Origin of the sequence: Streptomyces sp. NPDC048473 (genome assembly GCF_043200155.1) — a bacterium.
Taxonomy (GTDB): Bacteria; Actinomycetota; Actinomycetes; order Streptomycetales; family Streptomycetaceae; genus Streptomyces.
Map to the genome: position 1 here is coordinate 210,036 of NZ_JBICXE010000007.1, position 18,385 is coordinate 228,420.

Below are 18,385 nucleotides of genomic sequence, written 5' to 3' on the forward strand. Positions count from 1 at the left end.
CCTTGTGCGGTACGTGAGTTGTCGAGGGTAGCGGCCGCCGCGCCGGGAGTGTGCGGGCGGCTGGGCGGTCGAGGGGATGTGTCCGCCGTCGCCGGACGGGCCCGGGTCCTGAGCCCGTCCGGCGGTGCGGTCCGGTGGGCTCGTGGTCCGGAGCCCGCCCCGCGATGTGCGGGTCAGACGCCCGGCGGGACCCGGGACGGGCGGCCGTTGCCGCGCGTGAGGGAGTAGCCGAAGACGGCCGCGAGCGCCCCCAGTACTCCGCCGCCGACCGTCCACAGCCAGCGGTCGGTCCACCAGCCGGAGGCCCAGCCGTCCTCCGGCTCGCTGCCGAGTGCGACCTTGGCCGGCGCGTCATCGCCACTCGTGGCCGAGGCGCCCCCGGTGTCCGAGGCCTGCTCGACGGAGGACACGCCGGGAACCAGCGGCTCGGCGAGTGTGCCGTCCACATCCCCGGCGCCGCCCTTGTCGGCCGCCGTGACCTCGACCTCGGTCTGCACCGGAAGACCGAGGTCCGCCGAGGGCAGGTCGACGACCGTGAGGCGTACGTAGTAGCTGCCCGGCAGCGGGTCGTTGGCCCACGGCTCGGACCAGGCGCGGACGGTCCGCAGCACGCAGGTCAGCTCGACCGTCGACGCGTCGGCCGCCGCCTTCCCGGTCTGGCGGCCGTACATGCAGGCCTGACGGCGCCGCAGCCCGTCGTACACATCGACCTGCCAGGTCGACGCACCGTGCCGGGCGGCGCTCTCCGGCAGGGTGATCTTCGCCTTGACGGTGGCCCGCTGGCCCGCGTCGGCGGGGAACACCCAGTACAGGTAGTCGCCCGTGGACGCCCCGGCGGTGGCGCGCTGGTTCTGCTGGATCGCCGTGGCCGTACGGAAGGTGGTGCCGGCCTCGGTGGGGCCGGACCCGCTGTCCGAGGCGCTCGGGCTCGGGCTCGCCGACGGGTCGTCGGCCGCGGCGGCGCCCGCCGAAGTCAGCAGGGCGAGGCCGGTCAGCAGCGCACCCGCGAGTACACGTGTCGTACGCATCAGTTGGTCCTCCAGACGGCGACGCGCCAGCGCGAGATCCAGCCGGTCAGCAGACCCGCGACCAGTCCGGTGAGCACCAGTACGCCCAGCAGCCACCAGCCGCGGCCGAGACCGAACGCGGCGACATCGGCCGCGTCGTCCGGGGCGTCCACCAGGTCCACGGTCAGCTCGATCGGCATGCCCGGCGCGGTCTTGACCGAGGCGGGGGCCGAGTAGGAGTTGCTGACCTGGAGGCACACGGTCTCGGCAGCGGGTTTGTCGCCGCTGTCCGTGTCGTCCTGCTCGGGCTTCGGGTAGCGCAGGCCGGAGGAGATCGCATCGGTGCGGCCGGTGCCCGATTCCGAACCCCGGACGATTTCCCGGCCGTGTACGGTCACCGCCCGCAGCAGCACGCCGTAGTCATTGTTCACGGCACGGTCCGCGAAGACGCTGACCGAGGTGCGCAGCTCCTGACCGGGCTGCACATCCACCCGGTACCAGCGGTGCTCGCCGAACTTCTCCCGGTCGGTGTACAGACCCGCCTTGAGCCGGGGCGCCGTGGAGCAGCGGTCCGCGCCCTCGGTCGCCACCGGTGTGACGACGGGATCGGCGGCCCGGTCGACCAACTGTTTGACGCGGCCGGAGAGTTCATCGGCGTGCTGGACGGCGGTGTAGGTGCCGCCGGTGGCCTCGGCGATACAGGTCAGCTGCTCGCGGATCTTCGCGTTCGGCACCAGGCCCAGCGTGTCGATGACGAGGTGGATGCCACGGGCTGCAATGTCACGTGCCACCTCGCACGGGTCGAGCGGGCCGCAGGTGTCCTCGCCGTCGCTGATCAGCACGATCCGGCGGGTGGAGTCGCCGCCTTCGAGGTCGTCGGCGGCGCCCAGCAAAGCCGGGCCGATCGGGGTCCAGCCGGTGGGGGCCAGAGTGGCGACCGCGGTCTTCGCCTCGGTGCGGTCCAGCGGGCCGACCGGGTAGAGCTGCTTGGTGTCCTTGCAGCCGACCTTCCGGTCATTGCCCGGGTAGTCGGCGCCGAGCGTCCGGATACCGAGTTCCACCTGCTCGGGCACCGCGTCCAGGACCTCGTTGAACGCCTGCTTCGCCGCGGCCATCCGGGACTGGCCGTCGATGTCACGGGTCCGCATGGAGCCGCTGACGTCGAGCACCAGCTCGACCTTGGGGGAGGCTTTGGTGGGGGTTTCATCGGCTGCGGCGGGGAGCGCCGAACCGAGCCCGGCGGTCAGGGTGGCGAGCAGGATGCCCACCCCGACCGTCAGCCTTCTTCTTATGATCATCGCCGGATACTAGTGAAGATCGCTTCGCTTCCCCAAACCGGTCCGGAGACGGCCGGGGGGCCGTCACCCGGGCCGGTCGAGGGGAAGTGACAGCCAGTCAGTGACCCTTGCAGGGTGTGTGGGGCCGGCTCACGGTGTGCAGGGCTGTGCAGTGCGGCGCAGGGGTGCGGAGTGTGCTGGGTGTACGGGTGTCAGGCCCCGCCCATCAATGGCCCCGCGGCCCGCTCCAGCGCCGAGCCGACCCGCTTCCATGTCGTCGAGTCCCGCTGGACGGCGGGCAGTTGGGTGTCCTCGCCGGTCTTCCATCCGGTGGCGATCGCGACCGGGTCCTCGCCGGTTGCCGCGGCGGCGGCCAGCGCGGCCGCGCCCAGAGCCACCAGTTCGCCGCTGCTGGGCACGATCACCGGCCGGCCGGAGAGCCGCCGTACCGTCTCCACCCAGGTGCGCCCCTGGGCGCCGCCGCCGATCAGGCGCAGCGGCCGGGTGGCCACCTCCGGGTCGGCCGGGTCGAGGCCGCAGGCCCGCAGGAGTTCGTCGAGGGCGCGCAGCACGGTGAAGACCGCGCCCTCGTAGGAGGCCCCCAGGAGTTGCTGCGGGGTGGTGTCGTGCCGCAGCCCGGTGAGCAGGCCGGAGGCGGTGGGCAGATCGGGGGTGCGTTCGCCGTCGAGGTAGGGGAGGAACACCGCCTCGCCGCCGGGGGCCGTGTCGTCGCGCTCCAGGCCGAGCAGTGCGGCGACCTTGTCCACGGCGAGCGTGCAGTTGAGGGTGCAGGCCAGCGGGAGGTACGTACCGTCCGCCGCGGCGAAGCCGGATAGCGCCGTCGACGCGGGCCGGGTCCGGGAGGCGGCGAAGACCGTTCCCGAGGTGCCGAGGCTGAGGACGGGGTGGTCCAGCAGTCCGGCGCCACCCAGTCCGAGGCCGATGGCGGCGCTCATGTTGTCCCCGGTGCCCGCTGCCACGGCGACCGAGGCGGGCAGGCCGAGCGCGTCGGCGGCTTCGGCGGTCAGCGAGCCGATGCGGGCCGCGCCGGTCTCGGCCACCCCGGGCAGCAACGCGGCGTCCAGGCCGATGAGTTCGAGCAGCTCGGGGTCGTACGCGCCGGTCGCGGTGGAGTACCAGCCGGTGCCCGAGGCGTCACCGGGGTCGGTGACGGCGGTGCCCGCGAGGCGTTCGGTCAGGAAGTCGTGGGGGAGGCGGACGGCCGCGGCAGCGGCGGCGTTCTCCGGTTCGTTCTCCCGCAGCCACTGCCACTTCGACGCGGTGATGGAGGCCACCGGCACGGATCCGGTCCGCGTGGTCCAGGCCTCGGCCCCGCCCAGTGCCGCGGTGAGGGCGGCGGCCTGCGGGGCGGAGCGGGTGTCGTTCCACAGCATTGCCGGGCGCAGTGGACGTCCCGCCCGGTCGAGGACGACCAGCCCGTGCTGCTGCCCGGCGACCGCGATACCGGTCACGGTGGAGGCGGCGACGCCGGACTCCTTCAGCCCGGCGGCGACGGCGTCGCACAGCGCCTGCCACCACACCTCCGGGTCGCTCTCGCGGGCACCCGCCTCGCCGGTGACGACATGCGGTGCCCGGCCGACGGCGAGCAGCCGACCGGTCCCGGCGTCGACGAAGGCGGCTTTGGTGGACTGGGTGGAGCTGTCCACACCGATGACGACGGTACGCGGCGGCATGGGTGACCTCATTCCTGTGCTGCGGGGAGATGGCTGTGGGGAGATGGACGCGGGGAGATGGCTGCGGGGCGTACATCGCTTCGGGGCGTAGCTGCTGGGGTGCCGCCACGGATATTTGATCGTACGGAAAACAAATTACGCGATCGAGTCCGCCGGGAACAGTGATCTCTCCGGATTTCTGGCTATGGGGGGTTACGTGCCGGGCGTGCTCGGTGCATGATTAGTCATGACAGTAAACAAATAGGGTTCGGCCACCTCGACCGGTCATGGAACCCGACAGCACTGAAGGCGGCCAGACCATGACGGAACGCTTCACGCCCACCCCCGAGGACAAGTTCACCTTCGGACTGTGGACGGTGGGCTGGCAGGGGCGCGACCCGTTCGGCGATGCGACCCGCACGGCGATCGACCCGGTCGACTCCGTGCAGCGGCTCGCGGAGCTCGGTGCGTACGGTGTGACATTCCACGACGACGACCTGATCCCGTTCGGCTCGACGGACACCGAGCGCGAAGGGATCGTGAAGCGGTTCCGGCAGGCGCTGGACGCGGCCGGACTCGTCGTCCCCATGGCGACGACGAACCTCTTCACCCACCCCGTGTTCAAGGACGGCGCGTTCACCGCCAACGACCGGGACGTACGCCGCTACGCCCTGCGCAAGACCCTGCGCAACATCGACCTCGCCGTCGAGCTCGGCGCCACCACCTATGTGGCCTGGGGCGGCCGTGAGGGCTCCGAGTCCGGCGCCGCCAAGGACATCCGGGTCGCCCTCGACCGTATGAAGGAAGCCTTCGACCTGCTCGGCGACTATGTCACCGAGCAGGGGTACGACCTGAAGTTCGCCATCGAGCCCAAGCCGAACGAGCCGCGCGGCGACATCCTGCTGCCGACCATCGGTCACGCCCTCGCCTTCATCGAGCGTCTGGAGCGCCCGGAGCTGGTCGGAGTCAACCCGGAGACCGGGCACGAGCAGATGGCCGGGCTGAACTTCCCGCACGGCATCGCGCAGGCACTCTGGGCGGGCAAGCTCTTCCACATCGACCTGAACGGTCAGTCCGGCATCAAGTACGACCAGGACCTGCGCTTCGGCGCGGGTGACCTGCGCCAGGCGTTCTGGCTCGTCGACCTGCTGGAGACGGCCGGCTACGAGGGCCCGCGGCACTTCGACTTCAAGCCGCCGCGGACCGAGGACTACGACGGTGTCTGGGCCTCGGCCGCGGGCTGCATGCGCAACTACCTGATCCTCAAGGAGCGCGCCGCCGCCTTCCGCGCCGACCCCGCCGTGCAGGAGGCGCTGCGCGCGTCCCGGCTCGACGAGCTGGCCCGCCCGACTGCCGAGGACGGCGTGGCCGGGCTGCTGGCCGACCGGTCGGCGTTCGAGGAGTTCGATGTGAACGCGGCAGCGGAACGGGGCATGGCGTTCGAGGCCCTGGACCAGCTGGCGATGGACCACCTGCTCGGGGTCCGCTGATCTCGGCCTGCAGTGATGCGTTGCCACGGGTGTGGGCCGGACACCAGGTGTCCGGCCCACACCCGTTCGCGTTCGCATTCCAGTAGACCGGCCGGCTGCCCGGCTCGCACCCGGTGCGGGCGGATCAGGCGGTTGTCCGGCCCGTACCCGCGGCTCGGGCGGATCGGCCGGTTGTGCGGCCGGTACCCGTGCGGGCGGATCAGCCGGTTGCCGGCCCGCACCCGCACAGGGGTGGATCAGCCGGTTGCCCGGCCGCCCGAGTACGCCACCGGGTCGGCCAGTACCCCCGTCATCACCAGCGCCGCAGCGCCCCGCGCCGCGTCACCCGCGACCGACGAGGCGCGCAGACGGCCGCTCCCGGGGGACCAGAGCCCGGACACCACCCGGCCGGTCAGCTCCTTATCGGCGGGTGGTGACAGCCACGGCATCAGGTTCCGGTATATCCCGCCGAGCACCACCGCGTCCGGGTCGAGCAGATTCACCGCCCCCGACAGCACCCGCCCCAGCATCCGGCCGGCCTCGGCGACGGCGGCCACCGCCCGCTCGTCCCCGGCCCGGATGCGCCGCTCCAGCTCGGCCACCCCGACGCCGCTGCCGGATTCCTCGATCCCGGCCGCCCGCAGGAGCGCCGCCTGTCCCGCGTACTGCTCCAGACAGCCGCGCGAGCCGCACCGGCACTGCGGTCCCTCCGCGTCCACCACCACATGCCCGATCTCCCCGGCGAACCCGTGCGCACCGCGCAGGAGCTCACCGTCGATGACCAGGGCACCACCGACGCCGATCTCGCCCGTCAGATAGAGGAAACTGCGGACCGCGTCGAGTCCGCCGAACCAGAGCTCGGCCAGCGCCGCCAGATTGGCCTCGTTCTCCGAACCCACCGGAAGCGCCTCGCGACCGGGTCGCTCGGCGGCGAGCGAAGCGGCGAAGAGTTCCTCGGCCGGAACCTGGTTCCAGCCCAGGTTGGGCGCCTGGCGCACCGCACCGCCGGAGACCAGACCGGGCAGGGCGAGCGCCACCCCGACCGGGAACAGTTCCTGCTCGCGCGCCGACTCCAGGGTGCGCGCCGCGATCCCGGCCGCCCGCGCCAGTACCTCCGCGGGCGGTGCGCCGCGGTTGTCGAGGTGCTCGGTGAGCCGTACCCGGCCGGTGCCCGCCAGATCGACGACACACACCGACACATAGTCGATGTTGACCTCCACACCGAGCCCGGCAGGCCCCGTGCGCGCCACTTTGAGCGCGGTCCCGGGGCGGCCCGCCTGCCCGCTGAAGGTCTTGCCGGACTCGGTGAGGAACCCGATGTCGATGAGCTGCTCGACGAGCGAGGACACCGCGGCCCGGGTCAGCCCCACCCGCGCGGCGACCCCGGCCCTGGTCGCCTCGCCCTCGTCACGGACGGCCCGCAGCACCAGACTGAGGTTGCTCCGGCGCACGGTGTCCTTGTCGGCCTTGGGCCCCAGCGGTGTGAGGTTGCTCTTCATATCGGTGCTGAGCCTATGCGATGCCGTACGTCAGTACGGTCCCGCTGCGACCGGGACCGGCGCAGCGGGACCCGGCCCCCCGCTTCAGCCCTGCGCCGCCCCGCCCGCGCCCGCGGGCCGGGTCAGCACGACCTCCGTACCCGCCGCCCGCAGCGCCGCCACCAGGGTGCCGTCCGCGGTGTCGTCCGTGACCAGGGTCCACCCCTCCGGCAACATGGCCCAGGCGTGGAAGGGGCTGCGCCCCAGCTTCCCCGCGTGGGCCAGTACGTACACCCGGTCGGCGCGACGGGCCATCAGTTCCTTGAGCCGGGTCTGCCGCAGGTCCGCCTCGCAGATGCCGCATTCGGGGGAGACCCCATCGGTGCCGAGGAAGACCCGGTCGTAGGTCATCCGCTCCAGTGCCGCCTCGGTCAGCGGGCCGACGAAGCCCTGGCTCAGCGGGCGCAGCGTCCCGCCCGGACCCGCAGCCGCGGCCGCACCCGTACCCGTACTTTTGCGCGTACCGCGAAAGGAGCCTGAGTCATGACCGATGCACCCCTGCTCCAGGTCGAGGACCTGCAATCGAACTGATCACCGCACACGGCGTCGTACGTGCTGTGGACGGCGTCGGCTTCACCGTGCACCGTGGCGAGACCGTCACTCTCATCGGCGAGTCCGGCTCAGGCAAGTCGACCACCGCGATGGGTGTTCTGCGGCTGCTGCCCGAAGGGCTCGCGGTGCTCTCCGGCAGCGCCAGGATCGCCGGCACGGACGTCGTCGCCGACCCGGGGCCGTATGCGGGTTGCGCGGCCGGACCGTCTCGCTGATACCGCAGGACCCGATGACAGCGCTCAGCCCCGTCCACACCGTCGGACGTCAGCTGGGCGACGCCCTTCGTCTGCGCCACCCCGGACTCTCCCGGGCCGAGGTCAGGGAGAAGGGCATCGCCCTGCTCTGCCAGGTCCACATTCCGTGCCCGGAGACCCGCTGGAAGGCGTACCCGCACCAGAGCGCCGCCAAGCGGCTCGCCGAGGGCTACACCTTCGCAACCGTCTCCGGCGACCTGGTCCACCTGGAACAGGCGGCGAACCAGCATCTGAGCGCCGCGCGCGGCGCTCAGGACGCCGGATGACGCCCGCGCCGGAGTCCGCCGTGCACGGTGCCCGGGCAGTGTCGGACGTGGGCGATGCGCGCCCGGAGGCAGCCGCGGACGGTGTGGTGCGCGCCCGGGCCGGCCTGCCGGGGCGCGCCGAGGCCCGGCTCTGCGCCCCGGCCGTGCAGAACCACGCCGCGTTCTGGGGTGCCCCGCGGGCGCCGCTCACCCTTGCGTTCTCGTCCGACGGCGGGCGCACCTGGCCCGTGCGCCACGATCTGGAGTCGGGTGACGGGTACTGCCTCAGCAACGATTCCCGCAACGGGCTGAATCGCGAACTCCCCTACCCGACGATCGCGCTGACACCCGACGGGGCCCTGCACATCGCATACACCCGCCACCGCCGCACCATCGCGCATGTGCGGCTGAGCCCGGACCGGCTCGCCTCGCACACCCGCTGAACGCGTGACTCCCCCGGCCGGAACCGGCCCGGGGAGTCACACAGGCAACGGCTGCCCGGAAACCTCTGGGCTCAGGCCGTCGAACCGCGCTCCTTGAGCATGTCCGCCATGAGTGCGATCTCCGACTGCTGGCCCCGGACCATGCCCGCCGCAAGATTCCTGATCTCTTCGGTCCCGGCCGCGGTGGCTGCCGCCTGCGCCATCTCCGCACCGGCACGGTGGTGCGCGGTCATCAGCTTCAGGTACAACACCTCGGCGTCCTTGCCCTTCGCCGCCCGCAGTGCGTCGAGTTCGGTGTCGGTCGCCATGCCCGGCATCAGCGAACCGTCGCCCCTGGGCGTGACGGTGTGCCCCATCCACTCCATGGGAGGAGCGCCGGACGACTTCGCCCGGCCCCACATCTCCAGCCAGCCGAGCATCATGCCGCGCTGATTGGCCTGGGTGTTGATGATGTCGTACGCGAGCCGGCGCACCGCCACGTCGGACGTACGGTCCCGCACGATGAACGACATCTCGACCGCCTGCTGATGGTGGATCGACATGTCGCGTGCGAACCCGACATCGGCCGACGTGTCCGAGGGCGCGGCCGCCGGAGCGGCGGACCCCGCGGAGGACGACGGCTGTACGAGCATCAGCGCGACCAGGCCCAGCGCCAGCAGCAGCACCACACCGCCCGCCATCACCATCGGGCGCGAGGAGCGGACCGAGGACATCACTGGGCGACCCCGCCGGTGCAGGCCGCGCCCGGCTCCGGGGTCTGCGGCCCCTGCACGTACTTGGTGAAGAACTGCGCCACGCGTGTGTCGGTGGCACTCGTCACCGTCACCTGCTTGCCCCAGGCGCTGAGCATGAGCGGGGCGGCCTGGTCCTCGACCGGGCTCATCAGGGAGTAGGGCGTCGACTCGATTCGTTCGCCGAGCTTCTTGATGTCCGCTGGCTTCGCCTTGCTCGTGTATGTGACCCAGACCGCGCCGTGCTCAAGGGAGTGCACGGCGTTCTCCTTCGGTATCGCCTTGGTGTAGACATCGGCGTCGCAGTTCATCCACACCGGGTTGTGATCGCCGCCGACCGGCGGGTTCATCGGGTAGTCGACCTTCTTCTCGACATGGTTCTGGGAGAGCTTGTCCCAGGTCCGCTCGCCCCGCACGGGCGCGGACTTGGCCTCGACCTCGGCCTTTTCCTTGTCGTCGGCGGCGGACATCAGATAGCCGCCGCCCGCGACGAGTGCGGCGATCACGGCGACGGAGGCGGTGAGGGTGATGATGCGACTGCGCCGCTCGCGGGCACGCTCCTTGCGGCGGGCCTCCTCCAGCTTGGCGCGGCGTGCGGTGGCAGGGGTGTTCTGCTTCTTGGCGGAAGCCATGGAGAGTCGTCCTTCGGTTCAACAAGACTGACGGAGTTGAGGGCATGCGGGAGAACGTCCTCGGTGTCCCGAGGAACGGGCCCTGCCTCTAGATCCGTTGAACCTGCAGACGGAGACGGTCGACTTCCCGCACGGCGTCGTTGGACGGACCTCGGATCGCGGCGGCGCCGGTGAGCGGGGCGACGGGGGCTGTGGCTGTCGCAGCGGGAAGGGCCACGGGTCCGCTCTGGCCGGGCAGTACGACGGGTGTCGCATGCTCGGAGGTTCCGTGGCAGGAACTTCCGATGCCCCGTTCCCCCGGGGCATCGGCCACCACGGTCCGTACGACCATGGGATGCGCGGGTGTCATGGCCCGGGCAGCGGCTGCGATGTGGGCGCCGGACCGGTGCGCGGACGAGCCCGGGGCCGCGATCGAGCAGCACGAGACCATGGCGAGCAGTACGAACAGCCAGCCGAGAACGGCCGACGCGTAGGCGCTCTGCCGTCGTCGGTGCGTCCGTTCGCTCAGCCTGTTCATCCCCGACATCGTACGCGGTGTGTGAAGTTTCAATGAGGGGCGGATGCCGTGGATGTGCGCGATGGAGCCTCCGTTGTCGGAGGGGCGGGATAGTGTGCCCCGGTGACAACGCACTCGAACGTATCTGCGGGCTGGTATCCGGATCCGCACGGCGCGCCCCAGTTGCTGCGCTACTGGGACGGCTCCCAGTGGACCGAGCACACCAACCCGGCCGGCGGCCGGCAGCCCCAGGTCGCGGCCCAGGCGCAGGCGATGCCCGCCCAGGCACAGGCACCCGCTCAGCCACAGGCTCAGGTACCGCCGCAGCAGGCCGCGCAGCAGTATCAGCAGGCCGCCCAGCAGTACCAGCAGGTCGCTCCTCAGCAGCAGGCCGGCTATCAGCAGGCGGGGGTTCCGTCCCAGCAGGTCGCCCATCAGCAGCCCGGGGTTCCGCCGCAGCAGGCGGTCCAGCCCCAGCAGGGCGGCGCTCCCGGCGCGGGCTCGCTCTTCAACCAGCAGGTCCTGGTCGTGAACCAGAAGGCCAAGCTGATCGAGGTGACGAACGAGTACAGCGTCTTCGACCAGCACGGCAACACCGTCGGCTCGGTCGTCCAGGTCGGCCAGAGTGCCCTGCGCAAGGTGCTGCGCTTCCTGACCAGCATCGACCAGTACCTGACCCACCGCCTCGAAATCCGTGACGCGTACGGTCAGCCGCAGCTTCTGCTGACCCGCCCGGCGAAGTTCATCAAGTCCAAGGTCATCGTGCAGCGCCCCGACGGGCAGCCGGTCGGTGAGATCGTCCAGCAGAATGCCATCGGCAAGATCAACTTCGCGATCATGGTGGACGGTCAGCAGATCGGCGCGATCAAGGCGGAGAACTGGCGCGCCTGGAACTTCGCGATCGTCGACCACAACGACGCCGAGATAGCCCGGATCACCAAGACCTGGGAAGGCCTCGCGAAGACGCTGTTCACCACGGCGGACAACTACGTGCTGCAGATCCACTACCAGCTGCCCGAGCCGCTGCTGAGCCTCGTCGTCGCGACGGCGCTGACCGTGGACACCGCCCTCAAGCAGGACGCCCGCGGCCTCGGCTGACGCGGGTACGCGGGAGCCCCCTTGCGCGATCTTCCGCACAAGGGGGCTCCCGCGTACCGCCGGAACGGTTCCGTCCCCGTGCGAAGATGCGTCCATGCCGTACTTGGTGCCGCCCCTTATCCCTCCGGGGCGCCTCGCGGACTCCGTGCAACCCGCTCTGCCTGTCGCCGACGACCTGCTCCTGCGGCCGTGGCGGTACGCGGACGTGCCGGCCGTCCTCGCCGCCTTCGCCGACCCGGCCATCCAGCGCTGGCATCTGCGCCGGGCCGACTCCGAGGACGAGGCGCGCGACTGGATCGACCAGTGGCGAAACGCCTGGTACTCCGAGACCGGAGCCCACTGGGCCGTCGTCCGCCCCGGGAGCGCGGCTGACGGAGCCGGGGAAGTGCTCGGCCGGGTCTCGCTCCGCTCTCTGACGCCGGCCATCGGCCAGGCCGAATGCGCCTACTGGATGCTGCCGGCCGCCCGCGGACGCGGCGTCGCGCCCCGAGCCGTCTCGGTGCTGGCGCGCTGGGCCTTCGACGAGATCGGGTTCGAGCGCCTCGAACTCGCCCACTCCGTGCTGAACGAGGCCTCCTGCCGGGTGGCGGTCAAAACGGGCTTCGCCCTGGAGGGCACCAGGCGCCGGGGCCATCTGCATGCCGACGGCTGGCACGACATGCACATTCATGCCCGGATCCGTGGGGACGACGTCCCCGGCTGACCATGCGCCGGGCGGCCGTGCTCGCCGCCACCTGCATGATCACGACGCCGAGGACGCCGGTTCCGCCGGCCCATCGGGGAGGGCGGTCATCCGCGGTCCAGTGCACGGTCGGTGAGGGGGCCCGCGCAGCCGGTGTACCGGGCGGGATCGGTCAGTTCGGCCAGATCGAGACCGGCGAGTTCGGGCTCCTCGTCCAGCACATCACCGAGGACGTCGGCCAGATCCGTGGTCTCCGCACGGGCCCGGGCGGCGGCGCTCACCAGGACCTCCCTGGCGCGGTTGCGGCCGATCCGGTCGGCGAACACGGCGGCCAGCCGTTCCGAGACGATCAGCCCGTCGGTGAGCTGGAGATTCTCCCGCATGGCGTACGGGACGACGCGCAGTCCGCCGGTGAGTTCGGCGGCGTCGTACGCGGCCCCGCCGACGAGCCGCAGCAGCTCCCGCAGCGGCTCCCACTCGGCGTGCCAGGCCCCGGCCGGCCGCTCGTCCTCGGCGACGAGCGAGCCGTACAGCGTCGCCGCCAGGCCGGGGGCGCGACGGGCCGCCGCCGCGATCAGCGTGGCCCGCACCGGGTTGGACTTGTGCGGCATGGTGGACGAACCACCGGCCTGTCCCTCGGTGACCTCGCCGATCTCGGTACGGGACAGGGTGAGCACATCGGCCGCCAACTTGCCGAGCGCGCCTGCCGTGAAAGCGAGCGCGCCCGCCAGATCGGCGATCGGGGTGCGCAGGCAATGCCACGGCAACAGCGGTTCGGCCAGGCCGAGTTCGTTCGCGAACGCCTGGAGCAGGGTCAGCCCCGGTCCGTCGTCGTCCGTGTCCTCGACGTCAGCCCTGTCGGTGGGCGCGAAGGCTTCGAAGGCGGCCAACGTTCCCGCCGCGCCGCCGAGTTGTGCGGGAAGCGATTCCCGTACGGCCGACAGCCTGTCCCGTGCGTCGAGGATCAGCGCCCGCCACCCGGCCGCCTTCAGCCCGAAGGTGGTCGGCACGGCGTGCTGGGTGAGCGTACGGCCGGCCATCGGGGTGTTGCGATGTGCGGCGGCGAGCTGTGCCACTGAGTCCGCGGCCCGCGCCAGATCGTCGAGCACCAGTGCCAGGGTCCGCGCGGCGACCAGCATGGCGGCCGTGTCGAGGATGTCCTGGCTGGTGGCGCCCCGGTGCACATACGGCCGGACGTCCGGCTCCACCGCGGCGGCGAGGTCGACGACCAGCGGGATGACCGGATTGCCTCCCGCACGTGCGCGCAGCGCCACATCCCGCACATCGAATCGGCTCACGTCGGCCGCTGCCGCGGTCACCGCCCGCCCGGCCCCGGCGGGGGCGAGCCCGCAGTCGGACTGGGCGCGGGTGAGCGCGGTCTCGGCATCGAGCATCGCCTGCAGAAAGGCGCTGTCGCCGGTGGCCGTCTCGGCGGGGGAGCCTGCCCGCCCGGGGGCGAGCAGTCCGGCATCGCTCTCGTACATCAGCTGAACTCCAGGAAGGCCGTTTCGTCGTCCCCCCGCGGGCGGATGTCGAACCGGTGGGTAGGCGGGTCCGTGGGTGTCGCGATCAGTGTGGCCCGCCGCTCGGCGTCCAGCGGCCTTCTTCGGCCTGCTGCGCCGGGTGTCGGACGAGGCGGAGGGGCTCCGCAACCCTGAGGACCCCCTCCGCCTCGTCCGAAACCCGGCTCCGACGACGGACCCTAGCCCTCGTCGCCCGCCCGGTGGATACCGAACACCGCGCCCTGCGGATCCCGTACCACCGCGATCCGTGGGCCGTCCGGAATGCTCGTCGGCGGCATCAGCAGTTCGCCGCCCGCCCCCTGCGCGATGGCCGCCGTCGCGTCGACGTCCGTCACGGCGAAGTACGGCAGCCAGTTGGGTGGCGCCTCCGGCGGGAACCTGTCGTCCATGATCAGCATGCCGCCGAAGTCCTCGTCGGCCACGCCCCACTGCGTGTAGCTCTCCGAAGCGTCGTTCACCGTCCATCCGAAGACCGCGGGATAGAAAGCGAGCGCCGGGTCGGCCTCACGGGTGACGAGTTCGACCCAGCCGAGAGCGCCCGGGTCGTTCAGTCGCTCGGCGCCGGCGAAGGCGCGGCCCTGCCACAGCGAGAACACCGCACCGGACGGATCCGCCACCACCGCGAACCTGCCCTGGTCGAACACGTCCATCGGGCCGACCAGGAGCGAGCCGCCCGCCGACTTCACCTTCTCGACCGTGGCGTCCGTGTCCTCGCTGGCGAACGAGACCGTCCAGGCGGGTGGCTGTCCAGGCTGATAGACCGGGCTGAGTGCGGCCACACGCGCATCTCCGAGGTGCGCCATGGTGTAGCCGCCCGCCTCCTCACGCGGATCGGTCTCGGAGCGCCAGCCGAAGAGTGCCGCGTAGAACGACTTGGCAGCCGGGATGTCGGGGGTGCTCAGCTCGATCCAGCAGGGACCGCCGGGCACCGGTTTGGTGAGCTTCATTTCGGTTTCCTTCGTGGATGCATGGACGCGTGACTGTCTGGCCTCGTGCAGTTGAACGCTATGGGTTCGCGGAGGGGGCGGCCATCGGTGCTGCAGCAGCGGCATCAGCGGGGAAAATGTTTTACGAGTGTAACATCTGCTAAAGTATTTGGGTGAGTGATACAACCATTCGATTCCGGCAGCCCTCCGTCCGCAGACTCCCGCTGGCGGCCCCCCTGCGCCTCGCCCGGCCCTCGGACATGTGGTTCAAACCGGCACTGAGCGTGGTCGCCGCCACCGCCGTACCGGACCTGCTGCTGTTCGCCGTCGACCGGCTCGACCTCGTGATGTACACGATGGCCGGTTCGCTCTGTGCGCTGTACGGCCACAACCTGCCGTACGCCCGCCGCGCCCGAGCGGTCGCCGGAGTCGTCATCTCCATGGTCATCGGCATGGCGATATCCCTCGTCGCGGCCTCGCTCACCGGATCGACCGCTGTGCTGATCGCGGTGGGCGCACTGCTCGCCGCCGGGCAGAAGACGCTCTGCGACGCCACCCGCATCGGCCCGCCCGGACCGGTGATCTTCACGTTCGTCACCTCGGCCGCGCTCTTCGCCCCGCAGCACCTCGGGCAGGTGCCCGGTCACCTCGCGCTGACCCTGGCCGCGGGCGTGATCTCCTGGCTGGTCACGGTCGGCCCCGCGATGATTCGCAGGGAGGGCCCGGAACGCCGGGCGACCGCCCGCGCCCTCGACGCAGCCGCGGCATACGTCGCCGACCCCGGACACCGCACCCGGCGCGCCGCGGTCGCGGCCGTGCACGCGGCCTGGCAGGCCCTGCTCGCCGCCGGACGCCCCACCCCCGTACGCCAGGCGCTCGAACGCCTCGTCGTCCATGCCGAAGCCGCCCTCGCCCTCGGCGCCTCCCCGGCCGCCTGCGACGCCGCCCCCGCCTCCGGCCCCGAACAGCTCCGCGCCTGGGCCCGGCAGACCCGTGCCCGCGGACCCGTCCCCACCCCGCCGCCCGCCCCCGGAACGTCCGAGGAACTGTTCGGCATCGACGCCGAACGGGCCGCCCGGCGCACCGGAAGCCGCCGCGACCACCGTCGCGCACTGCTGCGCAGCCTCGCCCCGGGCTCCCCGCTGCTCCCCATCGGCGCCCGCGCACTCATCGGCTGCGCCCTGGCCGGATATGTCTCCCAGGCGGCCGGCGTCGGGCGCCCCTACTGGGCGATCGTCACCGCCGCCTCCCTCTACCAGGCCAATGTGACATTGTCCTGGAACCGGGCCCTCCAGCGCACCCTCGGCAATCTCCTCGGTGTCCTCGTCTTCGCCGCCGTCCTCCCGGTCAGCCGCACCGGACCGCTGGCCCTCATAGGCTTCTGCCTGTTCTTCGGCTTCGCGGCCGAGGCCCTGATCACCCGCAACTACTGGCTCGGCTCCATCGCCGTCACGCCGATGGCCCTGCTGGTCATGGAGTTCGGCGGCACCCACCCGGCCGGTGAGCTCATCGGCGACCGGGTCCTGGACACCGTGATCGGCGCCGGGGTGGGCATCCTCGCCGCCATGCTGGTGACCAACCGCCGGGCCGCCGGACGCCTCGAAAAGGCACTGGCCGCCACCGACCGGGCCCGCGCCCACGCCGTACACGCGCTCGCCGCCCCGCAGCCCACGCCCGCCGCCCTCGACGCCGCCCGCCGCAGGCTGACCGGATCTCTTGTCGAGCTGCGCGAGGCCGATGACACCGCAGCGGGCGAATGGTGGCAGCGCGCCCTGCCCCAGGAGCAGGTCCTCGCGGCCGAGCAGGCCGGACACCGTACGCTCGCGGCGACAGCAACACGGCAGGGGCTGATCGCCCCCGCCCAGGAGAACGGAGCGGTGTGACCGACGACATCGTCGCCTCGGTGGTACGGCAGTGGCAGGCCGTCAACCCGGAGCTGGACACCGGACCGATGGAACTCATCGGCCGTATCAACCGCTGCGCGGCCCTGCTCCAGCAGGCGGAGGACGCCCCGCTGCGCGCCGCCGGCCTGACCCGCGCCGAGTTCGACCTGCTCGGTGCCGTACGCCGTACCGACCGCGAACTCACCCCCGGCGAGCTGGCCAGGGAGACGTTCTCCTCCGGCGCCGCCGTCACCAAGCGCCTGCGGGTCCTGCAGGAACGCGGTCTTGTCGACCGCCGCAGCGACGCCCGCGACCGCCGCGTCGCCCATGTCCGCCTCACCGAGGAGGGCCGCGACCTGGTCGACCGGCTGCTGCCCCGGCAGCTGGCGTACGAACGCACGGTGCTGTCCGGCCTCGACGAGCAGTCCCGTACCCGGCTCAGCGCCCAGCTCAGCGAGTTGCTGGTGCAGCTGGAGGGACGGATCGGCGGCGTCCGGCGGTGAACCGGGGCAGGCACCGGAGGGCCGGAGGACGGGCAGCACCGGAAATAAATCCCGCGCGGACATCGGTACGTCGCTGCTAACGTCCGCCGCATGAAGCGCGCTGCCATGACGACGACGCCGGAGAGTGTCCCGGCGCGCTGACAGCTGTTCAGTCCGAAGCCCCGGGGCGAGTGCCCCGGGGCTTCGCCTTGCGGTCACTCGTCCGACGACCGCGAGGAGACCGCCATGCATGACCACCGCAAGCTCGGCCGCGAGCTGGATCTGTTCGACACCGACCCGCTGATCGGCGCGGGACTGCCGTACTGGCTGCCCGACGGCGCAGTCGTGCGCCACGCCCTGGAGGAGTACATCCGCACCGCCGAACGGCGGGCGGGCTACCGGCACGTGTACTCGCCGGTGCTCGGCAAGCGGGAGCTGTACGAGATCTCCGGGCACTGGTCGCACTACAGCGACGACATGTTCCCGCCGATGGACCTGGGCGGCGAGCAGGTCGTGCTGCGGCCCAGCCTGTGTCCGCACCACGCCGTCATCTACCGCTCCCGCTCCCACAGCTACCGCGAACTGCCCCTGCGCATGGCCGAGCTGGGCGGCATGTACCGCTCCGAACTCTCCGGAGTGCTCGGCGGACTGACCCGCGTGCGGGCCATCCAGCTGAACGACGCCCACATCTTCTGCACCCTGGACCAGGTTGCCGAGGAAGCGCAGGCCGCGCTGGAGCTGATCCGCCGGGCGTACCGGGCGCTGGGCATCAGCCCGGCCCGCTACCGGCTCTCCCTCCCGGGCCCCGGCGGGAAGTATGTCGCCGCGCCCGAGATGTGGCAGCGGTCCACCGCCCTGCTGACCGAGGTCCTCGGCCGCTCCGGCCTGCCCTACGAGGCAGCCGAGGGAGAGGCCGCGTTCTACGGCCCCAAGATCGATGTCCAGGTCACCGACAGTGCGGGCAGGGAGTCCACCCTGTCCACCGTCCAGGTCGACTTCCACCAGCCGGCCCGGTTCGACCTGCACTACATCGGCCCGGACGGCGCGAAACACCGGCCGGTCATGATCCACCGCAGCATCATCGGGAGCGTGGAGCGAGCCGTCGCCCACCTCATCGAGGAACACGGTGGGGCGTTCCCCGCCTGGCTCGCCCCCACTCAGCTGGCGATCCTCCCGGTCTCCGAAGCCGAGCTGCCGAATGCCGAGGCGCTCGCCCGTCGGTGCACTGGCCTCGGGCTGCGGTCCGAGATCGCCGGACCGGAACGCGGCACCCTGGGCGCCCGCATCCGGGAAGCCCGCCTGGTGCCCTACCAAGCCGTCATCGGTGCCAGGGAGGCCGCCGACGACCATGTCGCCCTGCGCCTGCGCGACGGACGCCGGCACGATCCGCAGCCCGCCGGCGACGTCCTCGCCCACATCGCCTCCCTCATCGGCGCCCACAGCACCGAACTCTGGGACTGAGCCCCGGCGCAGG

Annotated in this window: 19 protein-coding genes; 9 read left to right on the forward strand and 10 right to left on the reverse strand. The window is 71.8% G+C overall.

The features are described 5' to 3' along the window. Positions 1–173: 173 nt before the first annotated feature. From ACGFU7_RS15320 to xylB, 3 genes are all read right to left on the reverse strand, one after another. Positions 174–1,028, reverse strand: coding sequence for a hypothetical protein (locus ACGFU7_RS15320; protein WP_393695912.1), 855 nt, complete (start codon positions 1,026–1,028; stop codon positions 174–176). Further along, entirely contained in the window at positions 1,028–2,305 is a 1,278-nt protein-coding gene (locus ACGFU7_RS15325) for a VWA domain-containing protein (protein ID WP_393695914.1), read from the reverse strand. The genes ACGFU7_RS15320 and ACGFU7_RS15325 overlap by 1 nt, the downstream gene beginning before the upstream one ends. Before the next feature lie 191 nt (positions 2,306–2,496). Beyond that, positions 2,497–3,978 (reverse strand): xylulokinase, encoded by a 1,482-nt coding sequence (gene xylB / locus ACGFU7_RS15330; protein WP_393695916.1) that lies wholly within the window; start codon positions 3,976–3,978, stop codon positions 2,497–2,499. 299 nt (positions 3,979–4,277) lie between these two features. On the opposite strand from xylB, the gene xylA reads away from it, so the two are divergent. Continuing rightward, positions 4,278–5,447, forward strand: a complete 1,170-nt coding sequence (gene xylA / locus ACGFU7_RS15335; RefSeq protein ID WP_393695918.1) for a xylose isomerase — start codon at positions 4,278–4,280, stop codon at positions 5,445–5,447. A 236-nt stretch (positions 5,448–5,683) separates the two neighbouring features. Here the strand turns inward: xylA and ACGFU7_RS15340 are convergent, their stop codons facing one another. Further along, complete coding sequence (locus tag ACGFU7_RS15340; protein WP_393695920.1) at positions 5,684–6,925, reverse strand: ROK family protein; 1,242 nt, start codon at positions 6,923–6,925, stop codon at positions 5,684–5,686. Positions 6,926–7,009: 84 nt separating this feature from the next. Beyond that, the gene (locus ACGFU7_RS15345; protein ID WP_393695922.1) at positions 7,010–7,486 is read right to left on the reverse strand and encodes a hypothetical protein; all 477 of its coding nucleotides are present in this window, start codon (positions 7,484–7,486) and stop codon (positions 7,010–7,012) included. A 35-nt stretch (positions 7,487–7,521) separates the two neighbouring features. Here ACGFU7_RS15345 and ACGFU7_RS15350 point away from each other — a divergent pair, with 35 nt between their 5' ends. From ACGFU7_RS15350 to ACGFU7_RS15360, 3 genes are read left to right on the forward strand one after another with little or no spacing between them, the layout of a single operon-like run. Further along, the gene (locus ACGFU7_RS15350; protein ID WP_393695924.1) at positions 7,522–7,731 is read left to right on the forward strand and encodes an ATP-binding cassette domain-containing protein; all 210 of its coding nucleotides are present in this window, start codon (positions 7,522–7,524) and stop codon (positions 7,729–7,731) included. A gap of 14 nt (positions 7,732–7,745) precedes the next feature. Further along, the gene (locus tag ACGFU7_RS15355; protein WP_393695926.1) at positions 7,746–8,036 is read left to right on the forward strand and encodes a hypothetical protein; all 291 of its coding nucleotides are present in this window, start codon (positions 7,746–7,748) and stop codon (positions 8,034–8,036) included. Then, positions 8,033–8,458, forward strand: coding sequence for a hypothetical protein (locus ACGFU7_RS15360; RefSeq protein ID WP_393695928.1), 426 nt, complete (start codon positions 8,033–8,035; stop codon positions 8,456–8,458). Before ACGFU7_RS15355 ends, ACGFU7_RS15360 begins: the two co-directional genes overlap by 4 nt. Positions 8,459–8,529: 71 nt before the next feature. Here ACGFU7_RS15360 and ACGFU7_RS15365 read toward each other — a convergent pair whose 3' ends face one another. From ACGFU7_RS15365 to ACGFU7_RS15375, 3 genes are all read right to left on the reverse strand, one after another. Beyond that, positions 8,530–9,171, reverse strand: coding sequence for a DUF305 domain-containing protein (locus tag ACGFU7_RS15365; protein WP_393695930.1), 642 nt, complete (start codon positions 9,169–9,171; stop codon positions 8,530–8,532). Further along, positions 9,171–9,821 (reverse strand): DUF3105 domain-containing protein, encoded by a 651-nt coding sequence (locus ACGFU7_RS15370; protein WP_393695932.1) that lies wholly within the window; start codon positions 9,819–9,821, stop codon positions 9,171–9,173. The genes ACGFU7_RS15365 and ACGFU7_RS15370 overlap by 1 nt, the downstream gene beginning before the upstream one ends. Positions 9,822–9,909: 88 nt before the next feature. Beyond that, on the reverse strand, positions 9,910–10,338 hold the full coding sequence (locus tag ACGFU7_RS15375; protein WP_393695934.1) for a hypothetical protein: 429 nt from the start codon (positions 10,336–10,338) through the stop codon (positions 9,910–9,912). 102 nt (positions 10,339–10,440) lie between these two features. Between ACGFU7_RS15375 and ACGFU7_RS15380 the strand changes: the two genes are divergently transcribed. Next, positions 10,441–11,415, forward strand: coding sequence for a phospholipid scramblase-related protein (locus ACGFU7_RS15380; protein ID WP_393695936.1), 975 nt, complete (start codon positions 10,441–10,443; stop codon positions 11,413–11,415). Between the two features lie 94 nt (positions 11,416–11,509). Further along, the gene (locus ACGFU7_RS15385; RefSeq protein ID WP_393695938.1) at positions 11,510–12,118 is read left to right on the forward strand and encodes a GNAT family N-acetyltransferase; all 609 of its coding nucleotides are present in this window, start codon (positions 11,510–11,512) and stop codon (positions 12,116–12,118) included. Positions 12,119–12,204: 86 nt separating this feature from the next. On the opposite strand, the gene pcaB is transcribed toward ACGFU7_RS15385, so the two are convergent. Both pcaB and ACGFU7_RS15395 read right to left on the reverse strand, forming a co-directional pair. Further along, the gene (gene pcaB / locus ACGFU7_RS15390) at positions 12,205–13,581 is read right to left on the reverse strand and encodes a 3-carboxy-cis,cis-muconate cycloisomerase (RefSeq protein ID WP_393695940.1); all 1,377 of its coding nucleotides are present in this window, start codon (positions 13,579–13,581) and stop codon (positions 12,205–12,207) included. Between the two features lie 218 nt (positions 13,582–13,799). Continuing rightward, positions 13,800–14,567 (reverse strand): VOC family protein, encoded by a 768-nt coding sequence (locus ACGFU7_RS15395; protein ID WP_393695942.1) that lies wholly within the window; start codon positions 14,565–14,567, stop codon positions 13,800–13,802. A gap of 152 nt (positions 14,568–14,719) precedes the next feature. Between ACGFU7_RS15395 and ACGFU7_RS15400 the strand changes: the two genes are divergently transcribed. The 3 genes from ACGFU7_RS15400 (at position 14,720) to thrS (ending at position 18,372) form a co-directional block, all read left to right on the forward strand. After that, positions 14,720–16,429, forward strand: a complete 1,710-nt coding sequence (locus ACGFU7_RS15400) for an FUSC family protein (RefSeq protein ID WP_393695944.1) — start codon at positions 14,720–14,722, stop codon at positions 16,427–16,429. Then, the gene (locus ACGFU7_RS15405) at positions 16,426–16,932 is read left to right on the forward strand and encodes a MarR family winged helix-turn-helix transcriptional regulator (RefSeq protein ID WP_393695946.1); all 507 of its coding nucleotides are present in this window, start codon (positions 16,426–16,428) and stop codon (positions 16,930–16,932) included. Before ACGFU7_RS15400 ends, ACGFU7_RS15405 begins: the two co-directional genes overlap by 4 nt. A gap of 144 nt (positions 16,933–17,076) precedes the next feature. Then, positions 17,077–18,372 (forward strand): threonine--tRNA ligase, encoded by a 1,296-nt coding sequence (gene thrS, locus ACGFU7_RS15410; RefSeq protein WP_393696170.1) that lies wholly within the window; start codon positions 17,077–17,079, stop codon positions 18,370–18,372. The last annotated feature ends 13 nt before the right edge of the window (positions 18,373–18,385 follow it).